23 protein-coding genes and 1 pseudogene are annotated in these 23092 nt (G+C 39.7%); 11 read left to right on the forward strand and 13 right to left on the reverse strand.

Annotated elements, in window-relative coordinates; genetic code table 11:
- Window positions 1-17 precede the first annotated feature (17 nt).
- Entirely contained in the window at window positions 18-1925 is a 1908-nt protein-coding gene (gene abc-f / locus M5121_RS01860) for a ribosomal protection-like ABC-F family protein (RefSeq protein WP_249570132.1), read from the forward strand.
- Between the two features lie 59 nt (window positions 1926-1984).
- Here the strand turns inward: abc-f and M5121_RS01865 are convergent, their stop codons facing one another.
- The gene (locus M5121_RS01865) at window positions 1985-2515 is read right to left on the reverse strand and encodes an O-acetyl-ADP-ribose deacetylase (protein WP_249570133.1); all 531 of its coding nucleotides are present in this window, start codon (window positions 2513-2515) and stop codon (window positions 1985-1987) included.
- Window positions 2516-2644: 129 nt separating this feature from the next.
- Between M5121_RS01865 and M5121_RS01870 the strand changes: the two genes are divergently transcribed.
- Window positions 2645-3580, forward strand: coding sequence for an LpxL/LpxP family acyltransferase (locus M5121_RS01870; RefSeq protein ID WP_249570134.1), 936 nt, complete (start codon window positions 2645-2647; stop codon window positions 3578-3580).
- A gap of 293 nt (window positions 3581-3873) precedes the next feature.
- Here M5121_RS01870 and M5121_RS01875 read toward each other — a convergent pair whose 3' ends face one another.
- The gene (locus tag M5121_RS01875; protein WP_249570214.1) at window positions 3874-4983 is read right to left on the reverse strand and encodes an endonuclease/exonuclease/phosphatase family protein; all 1110 of its coding nucleotides are present in this window, start codon (window positions 4981-4983) and stop codon (window positions 3874-3876) included.
- 190 nt (window positions 4984-5173) lie between these two features.
- Between M5121_RS01875 and asd the strand changes: the two genes are divergently transcribed.
- The 5 genes from asd to truA all read left to right on the forward strand — a co-directional run bounded on the left by asd (window position 5174) and on the right by truA (window position 11015).
- Window positions 5174-6292, forward strand: coding sequence for an aspartate-semialdehyde dehydrogenase (gene asd / locus M5121_RS01880; RefSeq protein ID WP_004659097.1), 1119 nt, complete (start codon window positions 5174-5176; stop codon window positions 6290-6292).
- A gap of 141 nt (window positions 6293-6433) precedes the next feature.
- On the forward strand, window positions 6434-7936 hold the full coding sequence (locus tag M5121_RS01885) for a type IV pilus assembly protein FimV (protein ID WP_249570135.1): 1503 nt from the start codon (window positions 6434-6436) through the stop codon (window positions 7934-7936).
- A 61-nt stretch (window positions 7937-7997) separates the two neighbouring features.
- Complete coding sequence (gene fimV / locus M5121_RS01890; RefSeq protein ID WP_249570136.1) at window positions 7998-9188, forward strand: T4P machinery localization factor FimV; 1191 nt, start codon at window positions 7998-8000, stop codon at window positions 9186-9188.
- A gap of 44 nt (window positions 9189-9232) precedes the next feature.
- Window positions 9233-10201 (forward strand): asparaginase domain-containing protein, encoded by a 969-nt coding sequence (locus M5121_RS01895; protein WP_249570137.1) that lies wholly within the window; start codon window positions 9233-9235, stop codon window positions 10199-10201.
- 16 nt (window positions 10202-10217) lie between these two features.
- Window positions 10218-11015, forward strand: coding sequence for a tRNA pseudouridine(38-40) synthase TruA (truA, locus tag M5121_RS01900; protein WP_087542941.1), 798 nt, complete (start codon window positions 10218-10220; stop codon window positions 11013-11015).
- Between the two features lie 41 nt (window positions 11016-11056).
- Here the strand turns inward: truA and M5121_RS01905 are convergent, their stop codons facing one another.
- Window positions 11057-12064: an AraC family transcriptional regulator gene (locus tag M5121_RS01905; protein ID WP_249570138.1), complete on the reverse strand. Its 1008-nt coding sequence runs from the start codon at window positions 12062-12064 to the stop codon at window positions 11057-11059.
- Window positions 12065-12293: 229 nt separating this feature from the next.
- On the opposite strand from M5121_RS01905, the gene infA reads away from it, so the two are divergent.
- On the forward strand, window positions 12294-12515 hold the full coding sequence (infA, locus tag M5121_RS01910) for a translation initiation factor IF-1 (RefSeq protein ID WP_001284370.1): 222 nt from the start codon (window positions 12294-12296) through the stop codon (window positions 12513-12515).
- Between the two features lie 61 nt (window positions 12516-12576).
- Here the strand turns inward: infA and M5121_RS01915 are convergent, their stop codons facing one another.
- Window positions 12577-12948 carry a lysozyme inhibitor LprI family protein gene (locus tag M5121_RS01915; RefSeq protein ID WP_004659107.1) on the reverse strand — a complete coding sequence of 124 codons (372 nt, stop codon included), beginning with the start codon at window positions 12946-12948 and terminating at the stop codon, window positions 12577-12579.
- Between the two features lie 189 nt (window positions 12949-13137).
- Between M5121_RS01915 and M5121_RS15950 the strand changes: the two are divergent.
- A pseudogene (locus M5121_RS15950) lies at window positions 13138-13517 on the forward strand (hypothetical protein).
- 66 nt (window positions 13518-13583) lie between these two features.
- On the opposite strand, the gene leuB reads toward M5121_RS15950, so the two are convergent.
- The 4 genes from leuB to leuC form a co-directional block, all read right to left on the reverse strand.
- Window positions 13584-14663: a 3-isopropylmalate dehydrogenase gene (gene leuB / locus M5121_RS01920; protein WP_005162683.1), complete on the reverse strand. Its 1080-nt coding sequence runs from the start codon at window positions 14661-14663 to the stop codon at window positions 13584-13586.
- A 45-nt stretch (window positions 14664-14708) separates the two neighbouring features.
- Complete coding sequence (locus M5121_RS01925; protein ID WP_249570139.1) at window positions 14709-15284, reverse strand: hypothetical protein; 576 nt, start codon at window positions 15282-15284, stop codon at window positions 14709-14711.
- A gap of 138 nt (window positions 15285-15422) precedes the next feature.
- Window positions 15423-16073, reverse strand: a complete 651-nt coding sequence (leuD, locus tag M5121_RS01930) for a 3-isopropylmalate dehydratase small subunit (protein WP_178883313.1) — start codon at window positions 16071-16073, stop codon at window positions 15423-15425.
- 12 nt (window positions 16074-16085) lie between these two features.
- Window positions 16086-17504, reverse strand: a complete 1419-nt coding sequence (leuC, locus tag M5121_RS01935) for a 3-isopropylmalate dehydratase large subunit (RefSeq protein WP_249570140.1) — start codon at window positions 17502-17504, stop codon at window positions 16086-16088.
- 271 nt (window positions 17505-17775) lie between these two features.
- Between leuC and M5121_RS01940 the strand changes: the two genes are divergently transcribed.
- A complete protein-coding gene (locus M5121_RS01940; protein ID WP_004674543.1) occupies window positions 17776-17982 on the forward strand; it encodes a DUF2061 domain-containing protein in 207 nt (68 codons plus the stop codon).
- 53 nt (window positions 17983-18035) lie between these two features.
- Window positions 18036-18893: a LysR family transcriptional regulator gene (locus M5121_RS01945; protein ID WP_249570141.1), complete on the forward strand. Its 858-nt coding sequence runs from the start codon at window positions 18036-18038 to the stop codon at window positions 18891-18893.
- Window positions 18894-18904: 11 nt separating this feature from the next.
- Here the strand turns inward: M5121_RS01945 and M5121_RS01950 are convergent, their stop codons facing one another.
- The 5 genes from M5121_RS01950 to M5121_RS01970 form a co-directional block, all read right to left on the reverse strand.
- The gene (locus tag M5121_RS01950) at window positions 18905-19660 is read right to left on the reverse strand and encodes a UCP032817 domain-containing protein (RefSeq protein ID WP_249570142.1); all 756 of its coding nucleotides are present in this window, start codon (window positions 19658-19660) and stop codon (window positions 18905-18907) included.
- An 81-nt stretch (window positions 19661-19741) separates the two neighbouring features.
- Window positions 19742-20488 (reverse strand): sporulation protein, encoded by a 747-nt coding sequence (locus M5121_RS01955; RefSeq protein ID WP_249570143.1) that lies wholly within the window; start codon window positions 20486-20488, stop codon window positions 19742-19744.
- 55 nt (window positions 20489-20543) lie between these two features.
- Window positions 20544-21980: a DUF2252 domain-containing protein gene (locus tag M5121_RS01960; RefSeq protein WP_249570215.1), complete on the reverse strand. Its 1437-nt coding sequence runs from the start codon at window positions 21978-21980 to the stop codon at window positions 20544-20546.
- 59 nt (window positions 21981-22039) lie between these two features.
- A complete protein-coding gene (locus M5121_RS01965; RefSeq protein ID WP_249570144.1) occupies window positions 22040-22306 on the reverse strand; it encodes a hypothetical protein in 267 nt (88 codons plus the stop codon).
- 86 nt (window positions 22307-22392) lie between these two features.
- A complete protein-coding gene (locus tag M5121_RS01970) occupies window positions 22393-23043 on the reverse strand; it encodes an HAD family hydrolase (RefSeq protein WP_249570145.1) in 651 nt (216 codons plus the stop codon).
- Between the last annotated feature and the right edge of the window lie 49 nt (window positions 23044-23092).

Below are 23092 nucleotides of genomic sequence, written 5' to 3' on the forward strand. Positions count from 1 at the left end.
AACTCTTAGGAAACATTATGGCCTACATTACTTTAAGGGATGTCCATCTCGCATTTGGCGGACCTGCCCTACTCGACGGCGCGAACTTTAACCTAGAACGTGGCGAACGAGTCTGTTTAATTGGTCGTAATGGCGAAGGCAAGTCTACTTTATTAAAACTGATTGAGGGAAGTTTATTACCTGATACAGGTGAAGTTTCGATTCAAAATGGTTTAACTGTTTCAATGTTAGCCCAAGACGTGCCGATGGATTCAGGCAAAGTGGCCGATATTGTTGCTGATGGCGCAGGAGAAGCTGCAACCGTACTCAAAGCCTATCATGAAGCCAGTGATGCCTGTGTATTAGGCGATATGGAAGCCTGCGACCATATGGGCATGTTACAACACAAGCTCGATCAGCTCGATGGTTGGGCACTTGAAAACAAAGTAAATACCATTTTAGGTAAAATGGGGCTAGATCCAAATGCAGATTTAGCAGACCTATCAGGTGGACGTAAACGTCGTGTGCTCTTGGCACGTGCCCTACTTACCCAACCTGATGTGTTATTACTGGACGAACCGACAAACCATCTGGATGTTGAAAGTATTGAATGGTTAGAAAAGTTCTTACTTGATCAAAATAATCTAACTCTTTTATTTATTTCACATGACCGTTCTTTCGTAGATAGCATTGCAACACGTATTGTTGAACTCGATCGTGGTGTTTTACGTGGTTATGAAGGCAATTATTCACGCTATTTAGAGCTCAAAGCTCAGCAAATGGAAGCTGAAGAAAAACAAAATGCTTTATTCGATAAAAAATTAGCAGAAGAAGAAGCGTGGATTCGTCAAGGGATTAAAGCACGCCGTACCCGTAACGAAGGCCGTGTCCGTGCCTTAAAAGACTTACGTGAACAATCTAAAGCGCGTCGTTCACAGCAAGGCAAGGTCAGCATGGCGACACAAGAAGCTCATCGTTCTGGTAAGCTGGTGTTTGAGATTGAGAACCTAAGCGTTAGTTATGGTGAGCAGCCGTTAATTAAAGACTTCTCAGCAATCGTATTACGTGGTGATCGCATTGGTTTAGTCGGTGACAATGGTGTGGGTAAAACCACATTAATCAAGGCCATTTTAGGTGAACTCGAACACGGCGGTTCAGTCAAGACTGGAACACAACTCGAAATTGCCTATTTTGATCAGTTACGCAATGCGCTCGACCTTGAAAAAACCGTGATGGCCAACGTGTCTGAAGGTTCTGATTTTGTCGATGTGAATGGTAACCGCCGTCATATCTATAGCTATTTACAAGATTTTTTATTTTCACCAGAGCGCGCTCGTACGCCAGTCAAAGCACTGTCTGGCGGTGAGAGAAACCGTATCCTATTAGCAAAACTATTACTCAAACCATCGAACTTGATCGTGATGGATGAGCCAACCAATGACTTGGATATGGTGACACTTGAGTTGCTTGAAGAAATGCTGTCTGACTACAAAGGTACTTTGTTACTGATCTCGCATGACCGAGCCTTCATGGACAATGTTGTGACTTCGACTTGGGTATTCGATGGTAAGGGCAATATTGATGAGTACATTGGTGGCTATCAAGATTACTTGGAACAGCGTCCTGACCAAAAAGTGGTTGACCAGAAAAGTGATGTGAAAAAAGCACAAGCCAAAGCTGAAGCAGCGGCTGCCGCAGCATCAGCACCAAAGAAGGTCAAGCTGAGTTACAAAGATCAGCGTGAGTTAGAACAACTCCCTGCTGAGATGGAAAAGCTAGAAAAAGAACAAGCCGAACTTTCAGCAAAACTTGCAGATGGTTCTTGGTTTGTCTCTGACGCTAATGCTGCAACTTTAGCGAGTCAACGTTTAGCAGAAATTGAAGAATCTTTGCTTGAGAAATTGGAACGTTGGGACATCTTAGAAAATATGTCGAAAGGCAATTAATCAGATGATGAGCATCTATCGTTATATGGATAGATGCTCTATTAAAATCCAATGAATGCTTAGATTTCAAAATCATCTTTTAATGACTGATAAATATTAAAATTTTCATCATCAAAACAAACAAAAATTACTTCTTGGACTGACTGACTTTGTTTTAACTCGTCATTAATCACTTTAAACGCGATTTGAGCAGCAAGTTGTTTAGGAAACCGATAAATTCCTGTTGAAATATTTGGAAAGGCAATTGTTTTTAAACCCAGATGATCAGCGAGTTTAAAACTATTACGATAAGCATTTTCTAATAAAATTGGTTCGTTTTTCTCACCATTGAACCATGTTGGTCCAACAGTATGAATCACATATTTTGCTGGTAGATTTCCTGCGGTGGTTATCACCGCTTCACCTACTGCACAACCACCCTGTTTGGCACGGATTTTTTGACACTCTGCCAAAATCGCGGCACCTCCACGACGATGAATTGCACCATCCACCCCACCTCCACCTAAAAGTGAGGTATTTGCTGCATTGATGATAGCATCCACTGCGCTTTGGGTAATATCTCCCTTAAGTATGCTTATCTGTTTCAACATGGTCTCCTGATCAAAATATTTATTTATCTATACACAAAAAGGCTGTGCTTTATCTTTTAGATTTAAAGTCGTAAAACTGACTTCATGTTACACTGCTTCAAAATTCAATATCATTCATATTTCTAGTTTATGAGCCAACAATCGTCTTATATTCCTGGTGAGTTTCAATGGGAATTTTTACTCCCTAAGTATTGGAAAATCTGGATCGCCATCACTTTTCTCATGCTCTTAGCAATCTTACCTTGGGCAATTCAATGGCGCTTGGCACATGGTTTAGCCTCATTATGCTGGCACTTGCTCAAATCACGTCGAAAAACCACAATCAGAAATCTGGAAGTTTGCTTCCCTGAATGGTCTCCTGTTGAGGTTGAAGCACAAGCAAAACAAGTGTTTGTCGACATGATGTTGGGTGTATTTGAAACATTGAATGCTTGGTATTGTCCAAATTGGTTTAAAGGACGCCATAGTATTGAAGGGCTAGAGCACATCAACTCAGCCAAAGCTCAAGGCAAAGGTATCTTATTGCTTGGCACACATAGTACCCTGCTGGATGCAGGCGGTTATATCTGTGCTCAATACTTTGAGCCCGATGTGGTTTATCGTCCACAAAACAATCCCATGCTGGATATGCTGATTTATCGTTGCCGCGCCACCATTTACCAGCACCAGATTGACCATGATGATATGCGTGGCCTGATTCGCAGGCTCAAGGATGGCGGTGCAATCTGGTATAGTCCCGATCAGGATTTTGGTTTAAAGCAAGGGGTGATGGCGCCTTTCTTTGGTGTGCCAGCCGCAACGGTGACTGCACATCGTCGTCTGCTAAAAATTTCCAAATCTGTCGCTATACCACTTTATTTCTACCGTTATGGTGATATCCGCAATCCTCGGTATAAGGTGCTGATTGAGCCAATGGTTGAAAATATGCCAAGTGAGGATGAGGTGGCTGATGCGGTTCGCGTGAACAAGATTATTGAAGCACAGCTTAGAATCGCCCCAACTCAATGGATGTGGTTTCACCGTAGATTCAAAACCCGAGCAGAAGGTTACGAAAAAATTTATTAATAATTTATTAATATTTAGAGAAAATTAAAACCCGAGTTTCGCATCCTGCAAAACTCGGGCAAATGAGGTTGTGCTCTCAGATCTTTGTTATTATCTTGCTTCCATAGCATGCATCATATCCATAATGCATTTTCCATCTCAGCGTCGCTATCCTTAAACGGAAATCCATTCCTGCGTCCATGTGCTGATGTATTTAGAATAAATCTTTTGATCAAACTCGACTATTCGCCGTAGACTTAAATCAATGTACGATATTGCTTACATCACGATATTTGCCATTTCATTCTATTGAATCACTTATAAGGCTGAGCCAATTCATCAACAACTTGCTTGTGCTCTTGTTCTGCTTTTTCTATACCATCCCGAATCGCTTCTTGAGCCTCTCGTTCATCTTCAGCGCTTTGTTCTAGTTCTTCCTGCTGTTGCTCAAAAATACGACCCGTCTGTAAAACGACATAAATTGGAAAATGATCAGAACCTATATGAGATAAACGTTTCATTTCCACTAAGCCAAAGTCAGTACTATGAAAGATATGGTCTAAAGACCAACGTAAAAGTCGATAATCTGCGTGAAAAGTATTCATGAAATAGCGACCTACCCGTGGATCTAGCAAACCACTGATTCGTTGAAATAATCGCGTGGTGCGTGACCATGCCACATCATTAAGATCCCCCATGACAATACAACTTTCATCCAAATCTTTTATTCGATCGCCAATAATTAAAAGCTCGGCATCTCTTAAAGTTGAATCTTTAGCTTCAGTTGGGCTTGGTGGTTTAGGGTGTAAACAATATAACTGTACTTGGATACCTGAACGTAATGTTACCGAAGCGTGTATAGATGGAATTTCATCACTTAAGATAAATTTCACTTCTGTATCGTGCAATGGCAAGCGGCTATATAGATGCATACCATATAAGTTATCTAAAGGTACGGGCACGCGATAAGGATAATCTTGTTCAATGTGAACTAACGCATTTTGCCAACTTGAATCTGACTCTAATGTCAGCACAACATCAGGTTTTAGTGTGTCTATATGCTCAAGCAATAGATGATATTTATCATTTGGCGTCAACACATTGGCAACCAGCAATGAGATTTGCTGGTTTTCATTGATTTGCTCAGGCTTAACTTTTTGAACTTGTTTTTTCCAAATCGGGGTATATGGAAGAACCATTTTCAACTGATAAGCGATTGCTGCGACCAGTCCAACAAACAGCAACTCGGTAGTCAAGGTCCATTTGGGAATGGCAAATAACATTGCAAAAAAGGCGAAGAGACCGAGTGCCAGAATCTGTAAGCGCGGAAAGTCTGCACCTCTAAACCACCACTCATCTCTGGGGATTAATGACCAAAACGAAAGCCATATAACCAATACTGCACAAATCTGAATCCATATCATGTTCATTTTTCTCGAGGGGGATGTCTTAGATTCTCAATAAAGTTATGGCTTTATCAATTTTCTATCTAATACAAACAAGTTATTTCACTCAATTAAATTATCGTTTTATTTACGTAAAGCTTGCAGTTGTGGTCGCTTTTGATACACTCAAACCCCTTAAAAGTTTTTTGAAATACCGAGGCACAATGACATGAAAGTAGGTCTGGTCGGTTGGCGTGGGATGGTGGGTTCTGTCCTTATGCAACGTATGGTTGAAGAGAATGATTTTGCTCATATTGAGCCATTCTATTTTTCTACCAGTAATGCAGGTGGCGAAGCGCCTTCATTTGGTGGTAAGACTGCACCAGCACTTATGGATGCGTCAGACATTAACAGTCTGAAGCAAATGGATGTCATTTTAACCTGTCAAGGTGGTGATTATACATCTGAAATTTTCCCTAAGCTAAAAGCTGAAGGTTGGGATGGTTACTGGATTGATGCAGCATCTACACTACGTATGGCAGATGATGCGATCATCGTACTTGATCCAGTCAATTTAAACGTGATTAAAGATGGTTTAGTCAACGGCACTAAAACTTTCGTTGGCGGTAACTGTACAGTTTCTTTAATGTTGATGGGTTTAGGCTCTCTGTTCCAAAATAATTTAGTGGAATGGGCAACTTCGATGACTTATCAAGCAGCTTCTGGTGCGGGCGCGCAAAACATGCGTGAATTGATCACTGGAATGGGCTATTTATATAACAATACTAAAACGTTATTGGATGATCCAAAATCTGCAATTCTTGATATTGACCGTCAAATTGCCGAGTTGCAACGTGGCGAAGGTTTTCCAAAATCTAACTTTGGTGTGCCATTAGCAGGTTCATTGATCCCATATATCGATAAACAGCTTGAAAGTGGTCAATCAAAAGAGGAATGGAAAGGTCAAGTTGAAACCAACAAGATCTTAGGCAATCAACAGATTGTTCCTATTGATGGTCATTGTGTTCGTATTGGTGCAATGCGTTGTCACTCTCAAGCCATTACTTTGAAGTTGAAAAAAGATGTTGCGCTTGATGAAATCGAAGATATGATTCGTCAATCAAGCCAATGGGCGAAAGTGGTTCCAAATACCCGTGAAGCCTCTATGACTGACCTTACTCCTGTTGCTGTGACGGGTACTTTAACAGTTCCAGTTGGTCGTTTACGTAAGCTCAATATGGGTAAAGAATATTTAGGTGCATTTACAGTAGGCGATCAGCTACTTTGGGGTGCTGCTGAACCTTTACGTCGTATGCTTCGTATTTTGGTTGAATACAAGAACGCTTAAGCAAAAACATTTAAAAAACAAAAGCCGATCACATTTGATCGGCTTTTGTTTTTTATCAAACATGAATATTTTACAATTCATTTACATCACGGTAATGTATACTTTTGAATTGACTAAAACATCACTTTTTCATGGATCGAGATGACTGTTTATAACAAATTAAAAGTTGCCATTTTAGCCATCATTTCTTCGCAACACCTTTATGCGATTACACTCGATCCATTGCAAATCCAATCTGCACCTGGTGAATTACTCTATGCAGAAATGAGTTTTCATCAAGCTGATCCTACCGCAAAATTAGATGTAGGCTTAGCAACACCTGAAGATCTTTTAATGATGGGTGCTGCTCATCAGCCTCCGAGTGGCCTAAATTTTTATACACGTCGCAATTCACAAGGTGAAGGGGTGATTGTGATCACTTCTACACGTCCAATGATAGACAGTGAACTTAATATTATTCTTAAAATACAAGAAAGTGGTGCATCACATTTAAAGCATATTAAGCAACCTATAGGACAAAGTTCGAGAGCGATATCCGCTAAAGCAGCTGCGAATGAAAAAATACTTTCACCTAAATATATTGTCAGTGAAAAAGATATTGCGCTCAATTTACCCGAAAGCACTCGCTTCAGTTCACCGATTGCAACAAATGTAAAAGAGCTTAATTTAAAGCAAGAAAATTTATTAAATGTCTCCTCAGCTTTACCACCAGTATTAAATAGCTCACAATCAAAGCAAAGCTCTCCAGTAGCAATATCTGTTGTTACAACGCCGATACCAAGCCAAAATCAGGACACTGCAACTGCAAAAATTAGCCCTAAAATCGAAACAAATAATATAAATACGACTGCACCAGTAAAAGTTGAATCAAATCCAACGCCTACCATGACTAAACAGCCTATTGTTCAAGTCGCAGCTCAGCCAGTTCAAACTGCGAGTCAACCACCAACACCAATCAAAAAAGAATCAAAACCACTCGATACAAAGCCAGCCGAACCACAAGAGAAATTTAAAAAACAACAACCTACACAAACTGCACAACAAGCTAAAAAGAAAGCACCTGCCACAAATAGCAATTCCATGACTGCATCTAATAACTCAGCTCAACAGCATGTCGTGCAGCGTAATGAATCTTTGTGGAGTATTGCGCAACAAATCGCATCACAAACACAACAGCCTGTTGCTAAAGTTATGAATCAGATCAAAGCACAAAATGAGCATGCTTTTATTGGTGGCAATGCAAATCGTTTAAGACAAGGGTCTCGTTTAAATTTCAATCTAAACATAACACCATCTCGTCAGAATACAGCAATAAATCAAATAGCAGCACAGACAACACATCCTCGATCAGGTCAAGCCAAATATCGCCTGCAGCAAGCTGAAATGTCACTGGTCGCTGAAAGTAACCAAGATTCAAGCAATGGAAGTGCGAAAAAAGACACATTACAGCAAAAAACCAGTGCAGATTTATCATTAAAAGTTATGACAGCACGAGAAAAAACCGTTACATTACAAAGAAACGTAACACAGCTAGAATTGGCATTACGCAACAAGGAACAACGTATTCAGCTATTAAATGCTCGGCTTGCAGAGTTACAAGATCAGTTGAAAGTGCAGCAGGAAACTAAAAAGCCAACACGCTAGGTTACGAGAAGATTCTCATAAATTTGCAACAAAGCGGCTCTATCTTTAAGGGGTATAGATCATGTCAACTATAATAATTGTACTGCTAATCGTCGTATTAGTTGTTGCAATCGTTTTAAAAAAACGCAGTGACAACCAAACTACTGCCACATCTAAAAAAGGTGCTACAGCAAAATCAGCGAAGAAAGCAGCTACAACTAAAACTTCACGTACGACATTAGCACGTGAAGAACAGGAATCTGTTCCAGCCGCCGCAACCGCGATTCCAGAGTCTTTACGCCAGAAAATTGAACAGCAAATTCAAAGTGGCAATTATCAAAGCGCAGAAGCACAAATCAATCAGATTTTAAAACAAGATAACTCCCAACATGAGTTATATTTATTTCTCCTTGATATTCACTTAGCTCAAAAAGATGATTTTGCAATTGATCAATTGATCAAACATATTCATGCTTTGAAACTTGATGATATTGCTGAAGCTGCTGAAGCAAAGCAACGTGAATATGAAAAAAATAAACAACCTGATGCAATTGAGTTCAATTCAGGCTCAAGCCATTTCCAGCAAACCAGTACATCAGATAGTTTAGCAAAGGAGCAAAACAACGCAGATTTTGACGCTTTAGCGGCATCAAAAACGTCACAATCATTTGATGACTTACAATCTGGATATGCTGCACCAGCAGAAGAAGCTAAGCCAGTTGAACCAGTCCCAGAAGTTCAGCCATTAGATTTTAATTTTTCCTTTGAGAAAAAGGAAACAACTGAAGCTGCGCCAACAATCGAGCAACAAGAGAATAAAGAGCCTGCTCCTTTAGAATTCTCATTCAATTTAGACGCTGCACCTGCAACTTCTCCTGTAGTTGAAGAAGCAAAGCCTGAATTAGATTTCAATTTTTCAAACTTAGAAGTTACAGAACAAAAAACTGAAGCAGCGCCAACGTTAGATTTTAGTTTTGAACCGACAGAAAACAAGCAAGTTGAAGTTACAGAAACAGTTACAGAATCAGTTGTTGAACTTGAACCTGTTCAAACCTCGCTTCAAACTACATCTGTTGCAATCAATGACCCTCTTGTACAATCATTTCCTGATTTACAACAGCTTGATGAAGCACAGCTCAATTTAGAACTTGCTGAGCAATATATTGAATTGGGCGCTTATGATTCTGCACGTGAATTATTAAAAAATAGCCCGTCATTTAATGCAGAGCAACAACAACATTCACAAAGTTTACTGAATAAAATAGCTTCCTGAATTTGATCGGTCTAATATAAGCAGTCTCTCAGACTGCTTTTTTTATGATGAAAAAAATCGCTTTAATTTATATGGGTGGGACGTTTGGTTGCGTTGGCGAACCATTGATGCCGATGCCAGAACAGGATTTTCTACCTTTACTAGCTAAGATCATTCCACCTCATTTACAGGTCGAATGCTTCGCTGCGCCTAGTATCAAAGACAGTAGTGCCTGCACCGCAACGGATTGGCTAAAGTTGGTACAACAAATCCAGCAATTGCAACTCAATGGTTTTCAACATTTTGTCATTATTCATGGGACAGATACTTTAAGTTACGCTGCAGCAACACTTGCTCGTTTCTTGGGACATTCTTGTCATGCCATCATTACAGGTAGCCAATACCCATTATTGAATGTTGAAGGCAATGATACCCGTGAATTTACAGATGCCACAGGCAACCTATATTTAGCATTAGAGCAAGTCCTCTCTTTGCCAACGGGTGTTTATCTGGCGTTCCATGAACAAGTTTTTCACGCACAAACGACCTTAAAAGCACATACTACTGAGTTGGATGCTTTTGTTGGTGTTAAAGCTGATCAAAGTTGTCAAACCACAGCAGATTCTCTTGTTGTTCAAAATGAATATATTCAGCAAGCAGCTGAACTCAGCATTTTAAATTTGATGTTGCAACCGATTGCAAAAGAACAACTCATTCTACAGTTAAAAAATATTCTACTTAACCCACCAAATTTCTTGATTCTACAAGGATTTGGCACAGGCAATATTGCAGTAAATGACGAAATTCTGATGCTGTTTGAGCAACTGTATCAAAAAAAATGTCTGCCTATTATCAGCACCCAAGTGACCTTTGGGCAACTAGATCAACGCTATGCCGTCAGTTCATGGATTCAATCTGCCAAAGTTTTAATCAATGATTGCCATAGCCATGCTGATTTATATGCAAAAGTCTTGCAAATCTATTTAAAATATCCGAGCCACGAACAATGGTTCGCGAATTGGCATCAGCATTAATATTTGAGGTTAAAACATGCAACGTTATGCAATCGGTATTGAATTTTGTGGCACGCAATACCGTGGTTGGCAAACCCAGCAGCCTGGCGTTGTAACTGTTCAAGAGACCATCGAGAAAGTACTAAGCCGTATTGCCAATGAGCCCATTATTTTGCATGGTGCTGGACGAACTGATGCAGGTGTACATGCAACCAATATGGTGGCTCATTTCGACACCGAAGCTATTCGCCCAGAACAAGGTTGGATTCGTGGCACCAACAGTCAACTTCCAAAAGATATTTCAATTCAATGGATTAAATGCATGGATGAGAACTTCCATGCACGGTTCAAAGCCACTGCACGACGTTATCGTTATGTCGTCTATAACGCACCCACCCGTCCTGCACTATTGTATAAACAAGTCACTCATCTTTATCAAAAATTAGATGTACCGAAGATGATTGTCGCTGCAGCAAAATTTGAGGGAACGCATAACTTCGAGACCTTCCGAGCTGCTGCCTGTCAATCCAATCAACCCATACGTCATGTAAAACACTGCCGTCTATTTGAACATGGACGCTATTTAGTATTAGATATTCAAGCCGATGGATTTTTACATCATATGGTACGCAATATCATGGGATGCTTACTAGAAATCGGACAAGGTATGTATGAGATTGATCATATCGATACCATGTTTGCCGCAGAAGACCGTACGGCTGCAGGCATCACCGCCCCACCTGATGGTTTATATTTTATTCAGTCCTATTATCCTGATGAGTTTGATTTACCACAGCTGCCTTTAGGTCCCCAATGGTTAAATCTGCCTGAATAAAAAAAGCCTTATCGAGAGATAAGGCTTTTTTCTTAGAAAAATTAACGCTGTTTACGCTTACGATATTCAACAGGGGTTTCATTCGTCCAACGCTTAAATGCACGATAGAACGTACTTGGTTCAGAAAAACCTGTTAAATACACAATTCTTTCTACACTTTCATTGGTATTCGCCAATAATTTCTTCGCTAGGCGGCAACGATAATCTGAAAGGATTTGCTGGAAGCTTGTATTCGCCTCGCTAAGCTGTGTTCTTAAGCGTCGTGGCGTGATGCTTAATTGAGCTGCAACTGTTTCTAACGTAGTTTCACCACTTTCTAAAGTTGAACCAATGGCACGGCGTACCTCGCCCACCAAATCATATCGGGCGAGTTCCTGCAACTTCTCAATCGCAAGTTGCTCATGCAGTTGCAGCAATTCAGGTTCAGCTTGCCATAATGGATAATCAAGCACGGCATCATCAAAATAAAGGCGGGTTTCTTTTTGACCCAAACTGACAGGACAGCCATACACCCGAAAATATTCATCATCATCCGCACCTTCATTGAAGTTAAAGTCAATGTAGATTGGCTGAAACTGACCTTCAGTAATAAATTTAAAGAAACGTAAGATGCCCGACATAGCACATTCAGAAAAATGGCGATTGACCAGATTGTCAGACCAGTACTGTTCGCCATTGCTTAAATAACAGCGTCCATCCTGAATCACCAGTTTGGCATCAAAGGCATCACTGATCAAACGCTGATAGGCTAGGGCACGTTTCAGACCCTCCCCAAAGGTTTCACTACTGATAAATAGATGTTCAATCACCTGCCCACGATAAAGTGGCAGATGCTCACCCAAGTGTAAACCAATATCAGGATCATTGCTGACTTCCTGTGCAGCTATCCAGAATGCATTTTGCGCACTTAATGGCGTTCTGGCATTGGTATCAATTTGATTTAGCGCTACCCCTGCTTTTGTTAGAATCTCTTCAGTTGGCAATCCCGCTTTACGAATTGCCTGATAACCAAAGCGCAATACAACTGATGCATCTGTTAACTGACCCACTCAGTGCCCTTCCCTGTAGATACGTTCTTGTAACAATAACAACAATTTTAGATTAACGTTGATTGACCAAACTGACAACAATATTCTGCTTCTTTTGTTAAAAAAGATTGTCAATTGTCCGACAGTTTTTATGAATAAAGATCTAAAAGGTTTACCTACGCTTCACCTTGTAAAATTTAAATAAATTGACTATAATTTGCGCCTTTCCAATTTGATCATCAGGTAGGCTATGGCCAATAAAGAGGAACTCATTGAGTTCGAAGGCGTTGTCACCGAAACGCTTCCTAATACGATGTTCCGTGTACGTTTAGAAAACGGTCACGAAGTTATTGCTCACATTTCTGGTAAAATGCGCAAACACTATATCCGTATTTTGACGGGTGACAGTGTAAAAGTAGAAATGACACCTTATGACTTAACAAAGGGTCGTATCACTTATCGCGCGCGCTAAGAGATTCGTGAATGCAAAAAAGCCACATTTTGTTTGTGGCTTTTTTTATGCTTGATTCTTATTACTCACTCAAACGTGTTGTTTTACACCCTACCGTTTGACACTCACGTAATCTTTCCTCTAACCAATGATTACGCTCTTGTGTCGTCGTAAGTCTACATTGCACGCTTACGCTATTTTTTTGATCATCAGTACATTCTGCATCTCGATGATGAATCCATGCGAGCTGGGACTTTTTAAGAATCTTTTGTTGTGTCTCATTGAGTTGGTGACGCAATTGCTGGTAATTTTTATTTAAATCAGCATCAGCACTCGCATAAATTTTATTCGTGCAATAAATATCATCATACGTATTGCGTGCCTTATCACAATTATCTGCATGACTGAATGTTGCTAAAGCGCCACACATCAGTCCAAATATAAATTTGTGCATCAAGTTTTCTCAATCGCTTAATATCCTATCTATGTAAGCACATTTGAACTCAATTGAATATTGCCTAAAAATAGACTAGTTTGTATATTTTTATCAATTCACACAAATCAACTCGACACCAACATCATTTAAGGATTGAATAAACATAGATGAGAGGATAAGGATTAATCAAAATAAAAATTTAAGTATTTGTTATTTCTAATCATATTATCTTTACAAGCATATACCACTGCATACCAAAATCCAACCAGCCTACCTGATTATTTACAACTTTTTATCGGGCAATCTGCAACCATAATCCAACAGCCATTCGATTTAAACCTCTAGGTTTTCAGACTATCGCCCAACCAATCAAACAAAGCAATCAGCTGATTTACACTGTCATTCGCCCAATTCGTATTCCTATTCCTATCGCTCAATCGGCTGAACTTGGTGCTCAAAATATACCAATTCAAAGTGCTGGCAATACAGATAGTACTTATGATCTCAATTTAAAATGTCACATCATTTTTGAGCTAGACCAACAGCAAATTGCTCGCTCTATTCGCCATGAAGGCAAGGCTTGTTAGTTCGCCCATATACATTAAGTTATAAAAAAACGCAGCCCAAGCTGCGTTTTTTATTGGCTATAATTCTTAGTTTAGTGCTGAAACTACAGCTTCACCCATAGCATCTGTACCAACTTTTGTCATGCCTTCAGACATAATATCTGCTGTACGCAAACCTTGATCTAATACTTGACCCACTGCATCTTCAATTGCTTTTGCTGCAGCTTCTTCACGGAAGGTATAACGTAACATCATCGCAACTGAAAGAATAGTTGCCAATGGATTAGCAACATTTTGACCAGCAATATCTGGTGCAGAACCATGACATGGCTCATACATGCCTTTGCCATTTTCATCTAAAGATGCAGAAGGCAACATGCCGATCGAACCTGTCAACATTGCTGCTTCGTCAGATAAGATATCACCAAATAAATTACCTGTAACGATCACATCAAACTGCTTTGGTGCACGCACTAACTGCATCGCAGCATTGTCAACATACATATGTGAGAGTTGAATATTTGAATATTGTGCTTGCTGTAAATCAGTAACCGTTTGCTTCCACAATTCAGTCACTTCCAATACATTGGCTTTATCAACCGAGCATACTTTGCCACCGCGCAAGCCTGCTAGCTCGAATGCAACTTTGGCGATACGCTTGATTTCACTTTCTGAATAAACATCAGTGTTATAGCCTTGTTTTTCGCCATTTTCTAATTCGCGAATACCACGTGGTTGACCAAAGTAGATCCCCCCCGTTAATTCACGAACAATGAGGATATCCAAACCTGCAACGATTTCTGGCTTCAAACTTGAAGCATCAGCCAATTGTGGATAAAGAATCGCAGGACGCAGGTTGGCAAACAGGTTCAATTCGCTGCGGATTTTTAACAGGCCACGCTCTGGTCGGATTGAACGCTCAATTGTATCCCATTTAGGTCCACCAACCGCACCCAACAAGATTGCATCGGCTTTTTTCGCCTGTTCACTAGTGACAGCTGGGTAAGGTTCACCATGTGCATCAATCGCAGAACCACCCAACAAACCATGTTCCCATGTCAAACCTAAATTAAATTTTTGATTCACCTTAGTTAGTACTTGCTCAGCTGCACCAACAATCTCAGGACCGATACCATCGCCTGCTAAAATTAAAATATGTTTAGACATTTATTCTTCCAGTTTCATATATGCAGCGTTCATACTGCAAGCCGATTAAATCTTTTTCTCAACAAATTCACCCAAACCTGTGCTCACATCATATGGGCGACAGAATCGACGAATCGTATGCTGTTCTTGTTGCAAATCCACACATAAGGGTTCAGGTATAGAAACATTTAATAAACTACCCGAACGATATGCACGGTCTCGGTACATTTTAAAGGTATAGCTTTGATGCGGCTTGAACGCATGAATCACATGGAAGGTTTCAGCTCGGTCTGGTGAAATAGGATAAAAGCGAATGACTACTTCATATTGTTTGGCTGGTACATTTAAGTAGACTTGTTGTTTTCTACTAAAAACCGAACCATGCAATCGTACAATCCCTCGCTCCATCGCCTGTTGGCTAATACGGTGCGATTTGGCATCGATCACGGCAATATCATTGATTCGTTCAAACTCACAATTTTCGACGCCTGAACAATACAAAGTTGCATTTTCTGCTTTATTGCCTACTGTATTTTGGGCAATACGAACCTGATCAACAACAGTCGGCGCGTTTTGGCATGCCGTTAACGTTGTCGCAAGACCTAAACACAGCAAAATACTGTAAGCGAGTCTTCTTTTCATTATTCGAGCCCAGTCCTCATAACATGCACACATGCAAGCAAATATTATTCGCTAGCATGTTAGCAAGAGTTCAATGTCTGCGCTATGACTATCTTTAAAATGTCCCCAGACATTAAAGTATCTCCACTCAACAAAAGCCTAGGCCTTTATTTCCTGAAATACCCAGGGACGCGCCTGTTTGGCTTTTTCTTCATAGGCACGGATATCATCTGCCACTTGCAAAGTTAAGCCAATATCATCCAAACCATTTAATAAGCAGTGCTTACGGAATGGATCAATTTCAAATTTAAATGCTTCACCTGTTGGCGTGCGCACTTCCTGAGCTTCTAAATCGATGGTCAATTGATAACCTTCTGTTTCAGCACATTCCTTGAATAACTGATCAACAATCTCTTCAGATAAAATCACAGGCAACATGCCATTTTTAAAGCAGTTATTAAAGAAAATATCGGCAAAGCTTGGCGCGATCACGGTACGGAAACCATACTCATTCAAAGCCCAAGGTGCATGCTCACGACTAGAGCCACAGCCAAAGTTCGTGCGTGCCAATAAAATCGTTGAACCTTGATAACGCGGTTTATTCAACACAAATTCAGGGTTAATTGGACGTTTGCTAATATCTTGCCCTAAATAACCTTCATCTAAATAACGCAATTCATCAAATAAGTTATCGCCAAAACCTGTGCGTTTAATTGACTTCAAAAACTGTTTTGGAATGATTAAATCAGTATCAACATTTGCACGATCTAAAGGTGCAACAATACCTTGTTCTACAGTGTATTTTTTCATGATTTTGCTCCTTTAGAATGAACGTACATCAACAAAATGACCTGCAATTGCAGCTGCTGCAGCCATTGCTGGGCTCACTAAATGTGTACGACCACCGTTACCCTGACGACCTTCAAAATTACGATTCGAAGTAGATGCACAATGTTCGCCTGGTTGTAATTTATCAGCATTCATTGCTAAGCACATCGAACAACCCGGCTCACGCCATTCAAAACCAGCGTCTAAGAAAATTTGATCCAAGCCTTCTTGTTCTGCTTGTTGCTTCACCAAACCTGAACCCGGAACGATCATCGCCTGTTTAATACTAGATGCAACTTTACGCCCTTTCACGACATCTGCCGCAGCACGAATATCTTCAATACGAGAATTGGTACATGAACCAATAAATACACGATCCAATTGAATATCAGACAACGCTTGACCAGCAGTTAAACCCATATATTGATAAGCACGAGTCCAGTCATTACGCTGAACATCATCTTTTGCTTCTTCTAAAGTCGGTACTGCTTGCGAAACAGGGATCACCATTTCTGGAGATGTTCCCCAAGAAACTTGTGGCTCAATCTCAGCACCATTCAATACGACGACTGCATCAAATACAGCATCTTCGTCTGAATGTAAGGTATTCCAGTATTCTACGGCTTGATCCCACTGCTCGCCTTTAGGTGCATAGTTACGATCTTTGACATAAGCAATGGTTTTGTCATCGACAGCAACCATACCTACGCGCGCACCCGCTTCGATTGCCATGTTACATACGGTCATACGCCCTTCGATCGACATATCACGGAACACTTGACCACCAAATTCAATGGCATAGCCTGTACCACCAGCCGTTCCAATTTTGCCGATAATCGCTAAAACAACATCTTTCGACGTCACGCCTTTGCCTAATACACCATCAACACGAACAAGCATGTTTTTCGATTTTTTCTGTACTAAACATTGAGTTGCTAACACATGCTCAACTTCTGACGTACCAATACCGTGTGCCAAACAGCCAAAAGCACCATGTGTAGCTGTGTGTGAGTCACCACAGACCACCGTCATACCCGGCAAAGTTAAACCTTGCTCTGGTCCTACCACGTGGGCGATACCTTGACGAATATCATTAATACCAAATTCAACGATATTAAACGTCTTACAGTTATCATCTAAAGTTTGGACTTGGATACGAGACGTATCATCTTCGATTCCAGCAATGCCTTGCTCACGCTCTTTTTTAGAAGTTGGAACGTTATGGTCAGGTGTTGCGACATTGGCACTTAAACGCCATGGCTGACGATCAGCAAGTTGTAAGCCTTCAAATGCTTGAGGGCTAGTCACTTCATGTAATAAATGACGATCAATATAAATCAAGCTTGAACCATCATCACGTTGCTTAACTAAATGGTCATCCCATAATTTGTCATATAATGTCTTGCCTGCCATGTCGTCGCTCTCCAACGTGCTTGTCATAGGACTGGGTAACTAAATCTTAAATTTATTATAGCAATGCTTTCACATAAATCTAATTTATCATTTTTATTAGTTATTAAACTTTTTGGAATAAATAATTCATTTGCGCATCAATTTTTTTCACTAAAAGAGATAAATCCTTATCTATCTAAAATTTCGATCATCGAGAGTAGAAATTTCTTTTTTACTTTTTAAATGATAATCATTATTATTTAATTAAATAGGATTTCAAAGGGCGAGCGACATGGCAAACATTCAGCAATTCGTGATTAACAATCAACGGACTTTAAAAAAAACCTTGAGTTACTACATCATGCATATTAGTGTTGCGATGATAGTTGCCTATATGATTACGGGGAATTTAATCATGGCTGCAACCTTAAGTTTAATTGAACCAACCGTACAAGCTTTTGCCTTTTTCTTCCATGAAAAAGTTTGGAATTATTTCTAATTTTCCGCTTCAATATCTGAGCACCTATTTTAAAGTTATTTGAGTAAGCCTGTATGAATCTTGCTGCATTTGAAGCATTTTTAAAAGTAATGGAAACGGGTTCAATTTCTATCGCGGCGGAACAATTATTTATTACTCAACCTGCGGTGACCAAACGAATTCATACGCTTGAAGAATATTTTGGAGTAAAACTGTTTGAATCCGCAGGACGCGGTATTCAACCCACCCATGCTGCACATTCTTTATTACCGAAAGTGAGAACTTGGCTCAATGAATTAGGTGAAATTCATCATACGCTGAGTCATGAGCAGAATCAGGTACAAGGTCGTTTAAAAATTGGGACGAGTCATCATATCGGATTGCATCATCTCGCAGACCCACTGAAGGCTTTTGTGCAATCTTTTCCACAAGTCACTTTAGATGTACATTTTGTAGACTCAGAACAGGCGCATGAACAAGTTTTAGCAGGTGAACTCGAACTGGCCTTTTTAACCCTCCCTCCAATTGGAGATGACCGCCTAAGTTACTTGACCATTTGGAATGATCCTTTGGTTTTTGTCACCTCACCTTTTCATCCTTTAGCGCAACAATCACAACTTAAATTAGAAGATTTGATTGCTTATCCAAGCCTTTTACCCGCAGCACATACTTATACCAGTCAAATCACATTAGCAGAGTTTGAAAAAAAGGGTTTAAAACCTAAAATTAGTATGAGTAACAATCCTTTAGAGTCGATTAGAATGTTAGTTTCTATTGGCTTAGGTTGGTCAGTATTACCCAAAACTTTGGTGAATCGAGATTTAAAACAACTCGATCTCAATCTTGATATGCAACGCCAATTGGGTATGGTGTGGCATCCCGCTCGAATCCAATCAAAAGCAGCGGAAGAATTAATTCATATGATGCAGTGAAGCTGAGTCAGTTAATCGCCACCGCAACTGCTACAACTACTACCGCAACTGGATGAAGATGATGATTGATCTTGCATGTATTTTGCAAAATCTTTAGTCATTTGTTCAAGTTCAAATAATTGTCCATTTTTCCAACCCAAAGCCTGATCAATGGCAAACAATCGTGGCAATTGTATTGTATTCCTTGGATTATATCCATGTAACATACAACTATACTTCCAAGCTTCAAATAATTGCCGTGCCTGTTCTTCTGGTTTAATGCCTGCATCATAAGGGCTATGATGCAAAGTTCGGCCAATGGTTTGCTTACATAAATATTGATATTGGATTGGATATTGCAACATCACATGCCATAAAGCATCTACAGCATGTGAAGGCATGGTATAGGCTTGTTTTTGCATCACGTGTAATGCCAAATAATCCTTAAAGCCCAGTTCAATCAGTCGACGTTGTTTTAAGCTCAGTTCGGGATACTGTTGTTTTAATTTATTCCAAAATATTGGATCAATGTTGAGTTGCTCAATCTTCTCTAATTTATTCCTTCGAGTCTTGGCGATCAAAACATGGTTTAAAACAATAATTGTCCATATTAATGGGAGTAAAACCCAAGCGGTAAATATCTGCTGTTGCCAACTATACATGAGCAATAAAACTAAGATAGGTAACATAATCCAGCGTGTTTTTATCATCGGTTGCTGGCGTTCTAATTTGAGTAATGCATTAAGCATGCTGGAAGTATGTTCTTCCTGATTTGTTTTTATTTTCATACTGTCATCTTATAAAGAAAAGATGACAGTTATATGACATTAAAACCTCCCAATAATTATGGGAGGCATCGATGATATAGATTATCCTATTTTTAACAAACGGCGAATTTGTTGCGTCACTTGACCCACATCTAATTGCTGATTTGGAAGTGTCATCGTCAATAGCTGATCTGAACGCAAAGTTCGATCCACTTCTAACATCACATGCGTTTGATGTGCTTCTGCAACAAATGACACTTCTACCTCATTAAAACCGCTGAACAGATGTGAAGAAACAAACTCTAATTCTTGGTAGCAACCAATGGTTGATCTAAAATTACGTGCCGTGAGTTGTCCTTTTTCTACATCGACACTCGATAAGACAAAACCACATTGTTGCATTGCTTGTAAAAACACTTGCATGGTTGGTGTGGGTAACACACTTAAATAATCACGATCGGTCGCATCCAGCCCCCAGTCAACATCCATGTGCGTTTCAATCCATACCCGAGTGCCATTACGGCGGCAGGCAACTTCAGTGATCGGGGTTTCATGAGGAATTTCCATGGTAAATGGAATATGCTGTGACTCATTTGCAGCCAGCAGGAATTTCGAGCTAATCAACCACTGATCCAATACCAAAGCGTGATTAAATTCATGATCTCCAGACTCAACCTCTGCAATGGTCATTAATTTTAGATATAAGCCATTAATTTCCTTATTTATTGAACCCCCTGTAAAATTAATTTCACCGCGCAGCGTCTCACCAGCCTGTAAGGTAGGATTATATAAGCGTGTTTCTACGCTCACCCCTTGCATATTCAAACCAGACATCATTTTTTTAAACATTTTTTTCACAGTCCCTTTAACTTATTTCAATTCACCTGTAACGACATACGGATGGCTAAAGCACATCATCTCCAGCAACCTGAATCTTGCCATCTGCTATTTCGTTCATAAAATGCTGATAGTCATTTAAGTTGCGCGCCACATACTGTGTGGCGTATTCCTGTAAAACCTCCACCATGGTATTCCCCTCACCCAGATAACCCATCAACACATCGGCATTCCCTGCCTTGGCATGGGCATGGGCTAGAGCCAGACCACAGCTTTCCGCATATTCATGAAAATACTCATCGTCCATATCGGTTAAATCGACTGAAATCTTCATATCACGCAGTTGGCGCACATGGAAATGCTGTCCCAATGTGGAATAGCCCAGAAAAATATCGCTTGCAGCTTGCATCAACTGTTGGCCATGCACCACACGCTCGCCTTCATGCTTCACTTTTTCAGGGAATAATGGACTTAGAATAGAGGGGCTGGCTTCTTTCATCTGTAAAATTAACGGTTCACGATCGGCATCCTGAAACAGTGCAATCGCTGAACGTGTACCTACACTCCCCACCCCAACCACTTTTAATGCCACATCGGTACGTTGATAACGGTCAAATAAAACCTGCCGATCATATTTCAATGAATCACGATACTGTCTAAAAAACTCATCAACATTTTTGTTGAATGGTTCATTTAACTTTGGATGCCAAAGCAAAGGTTCATCATCAATAAAATGTCTGAAACCCGTCTCTTTGTCCTGTTGGGTCAGTTTAGGCAAAACCGAGTGGGCATTTCTCTTTTGTGCTGAATCAAGAAGTTTCTCTCTTTTCTTTCTGAGTTTTCGACATTCCGTATTTTCCAGCAATGTACTGGCATCAACTTTCTCATACCATACCTGTAATGGTGATAACTCCATATTTTCAAGTAAATGTTGGCGGTAACTATTCAACATGGTTTTAATGGCTTTTAAGCCTACACGGTTGCCCAACCCAACATCTTGTGCGGCAATCACAAAGCTGGTTGCCAAACGTTTCAAATCCCATTCAAATGGCGCAACCAATGTTTCATCAAAATCATTGATTCCGAAAAGAAGATTACGCTCGGGGCTAGCAAAACCACCAAAATTGCTTAAATGACAATCCCCACAAATTTGCTGGAATAAACCTGAGTTAAACTGCTCCCATGCTTGATCAAACAACATTAAAGAAGGCATACCACGATAATAGGTAAATGGAGAAACACTCATACGCTTGGCACGAATGGGCTTAAGCTGCTCTAAACGCCCTTGATTGCTCCAATCATAAATCATTAAAGCCGTTGTATCTTTTGGTCGTTCTGACAATTGTGATAATTGCTCACGCGGAATCTTTTTACGTTGCGCTTTTCCTAATTTAAAACCTTCGGTTTTTGTCAGTAACTTACCTTGATAACTGTGTCTGGTTAAATCAATGCTTTGCTCTTTCCACAACTTCTCTGGCAATTCAATTTGTTGTTTTTTCATTATTTTCCCCTATCAAAAACATTTTTATATCAAAAAAACCCTTTCCTAAAAACAAAATATTTTCACTTCTTATTCTGCTGAGCTTTTTGATAGTTTAGCCTTTGCTTTTTCACATATTTTTTCGCTATAAAATAAACTAACATCGCAAAAGGTAAAATCAAAAATAGTGCACCTACGCCAAAAGCAACATAGGCAAAATAAACATTCCCAATTAAAAAACAGATTCCTAATAATGTAAGTTGTACGATCAATTCGCCACAACCTTCGGCGACATAATCTAGCCAGGTTGGTTTTTTAGTTTGTTCAGTTTCATCAGGATGATCTTTCATTTTTTATATCCAATTCAATGTTCTTATTTATTATATTAAACATATCGAACAGCTCAATATGTTTAACATTTTTCTATATTTGTTGATTAAATCGACCAGTCTTGAATATCCCAATCTTGATCTTGCGCCAATTTTTCTAAACGATCATCAGGATTCACTGCAATTGCATGGGTTGCATATTCAAGCAAAAAACGATCATTAATCGAATCTGAATACGCCCAAGACTCATCAACTGCTCTTCCCTCTAACCATTGATCTAAACGAGCAAGCTTACCTTTCTGATAACAAGGTAAACCTGTCACCTTACCCGTATACTTCCCATCAAGAACTTCGGCATTGGTGGCAATAATTTCAGTAATACCAAATTCACGAAAAATCGGAGCCGTAATAAAATCACTGGTTGCAGTAATCCCAACAATCGCATGACCTAAATCTTGATGCTTTTTAATTGCATCAAAACCTTTCGGACGCATTTGGGGACGAATCACTTTTTGCATAAACAACTGGTGTAGTTCAGTTAAATAAGTATTGTCATGCTTGGTCAAAAATTCAAAGACAAATTCGTTATAGGCAATCGGATCAAGTTGTCCTGCCTTATAGTCCTCGTAGAATTTATCATTCATTTGACGATGATGAACTGGATCAACCAAACCTTCATTCACTAAAAACTCACCCCATGAGTGGTCAGAATCGGTATTTAACAGGGTGTGATCTAAATCAAACAAAGCCAATTTCATATAAATGCTCATTTAAATGCAAATTAAAGAAAAAAAACGTAAATCTATT

This window comes from Acinetobacter sp. ANC5681, from assembly GCF_023488045.1.
Taxonomy (GTDB): Bacteria; Pseudomonadota; Gammaproteobacteria; order Pseudomonadales; family Moraxellaceae; genus Acinetobacter.

Bases quoted from the DNA above. Each gene is read 5' to 3' on its own strand.
- M5121_RS01915 (WP_004659107.1), bottom strand. From the start codon at position 12,948: ATGCACAAATTTATATTTGGACTGATGTGTGGCGCTTTAGCAACATTC.
- M5121_RS01945 (WP_249570141.1), top strand. From the start codon at position 18,036: ATGAATCTTGCTGCATTTGAAGCATTTTTAAAAGTAATGGAAACGGGT.
- M5121_RS01950 (WP_249570142.1), bottom strand. From the start codon at position 19,660: ATGAAAATAAAAACAAATCAGGAAGAACATACTTCCAGCATGCTTAAT.
- infA (WP_001284370.1), top strand. From the start codon at position 12,294: ATGGCCAATAAAGAGGAACTCATTGAGTTCGAAGGCGTTGTCACCGAA.
- M5121_RS01870 (WP_249570134.1), top strand. From the start codon at position 2,645: ATGAGCCAACAATCGTCTTATATTCCTGGTGAGTTTCAATGGGAATTT.
- M5121_RS01895 (WP_249570137.1), top strand. From the start codon at position 9,233: ATGATGAAAAAAATCGCTTTAATTTATATGGGTGGGACGTTTGGTTGC.
- M5121_RS01925 (WP_249570139.1), bottom strand. From the start codon at position 15,284: ATGAAAAGAAGACTCGCTTACAGTATTTTGCTGTGTTTAGGTCTTGCG.
- truA (WP_087542941.1), top strand. From the start codon at position 10,218: ATGCAACGTTATGCAATCGGTATTGAATTTTGTGGCACGCAATACCGT.
- M5121_RS01970 (WP_249570145.1), bottom strand. From the start codon at position 23,043: ATGAAATTGGCTTTGTTTGATTTAGATCACACCCTGTTAAATACCGAT.
- M5121_RS01875 (WP_249570214.1), bottom strand. From the start codon at position 4,983: ATGATATGGATTCAGATTTGTGCAGTATTGGTTATATGGCTTTCGTTT.
- M5121_RS01940 (WP_004674543.1), top strand. From the start codon at position 17,776: ATGGCAAACATTCAGCAATTCGTGATTAACAATCAACGGACTTTAAAA.
- M5121_RS01885 (WP_249570135.1), top strand. From the start codon at position 6,434: ATGACTGTTTATAACAAATTAAAAGTTGCCATTTTAGCCATCATTTCT.
- leuB (WP_005162683.1), bottom strand. From the start codon at position 14,663: ATGTCTAAACATATTTTAATTTTAGCAGGCGATGGTATCGGTCCTGAG.
- leuC (WP_249570140.1), bottom strand. From the start codon at position 17,504: ATGGCAGGCAAGACATTATATGACAAATTATGGGATGACCATTTAGTT.
- M5121_RS01965 (WP_249570144.1), bottom strand. From the start codon at position 22,306: ATGAAAGATCATCCTGATGAAACTGAACAAACTAAAAAACCAACCTGG.
- fimV (WP_249570136.1), top strand. From the start codon at position 7,998: ATGTCAACTATAATAATTGTACTGCTAATCGTCGTATTAGTTGTTGCA.
- M5121_RS01865 (WP_249570133.1), bottom strand. From the start codon at position 2,515: ATGTTGAAACAGATAAGCATACTTAAGGGAGATATTACCCAAAGCGCA.
- leuD (WP_178883313.1), bottom strand. From the start codon at position 16,073: ATGAAAAAATACACTGTAGAACAAGGTATTGTTGCACCTTTAGATCGT.
- abc-f (WP_249570132.1), top strand. From the start codon at position 18: ATGGCCTACATTACTTTAAGGGATGTCCATCTCGCATTTGGCGGACCT.
- asd (WP_004659097.1), top strand. From the start codon at position 5,174: ATGAAAGTAGGTCTGGTCGGTTGGCGTGGGATGGTGGGTTCTGTCCTT.
- M5121_RS01955 (WP_249570143.1), bottom strand. From the start codon at position 20,488: ATGTTTAAAAAAATGATGTCTGGTTTGAATATGCAAGGGGTGAGCGTA.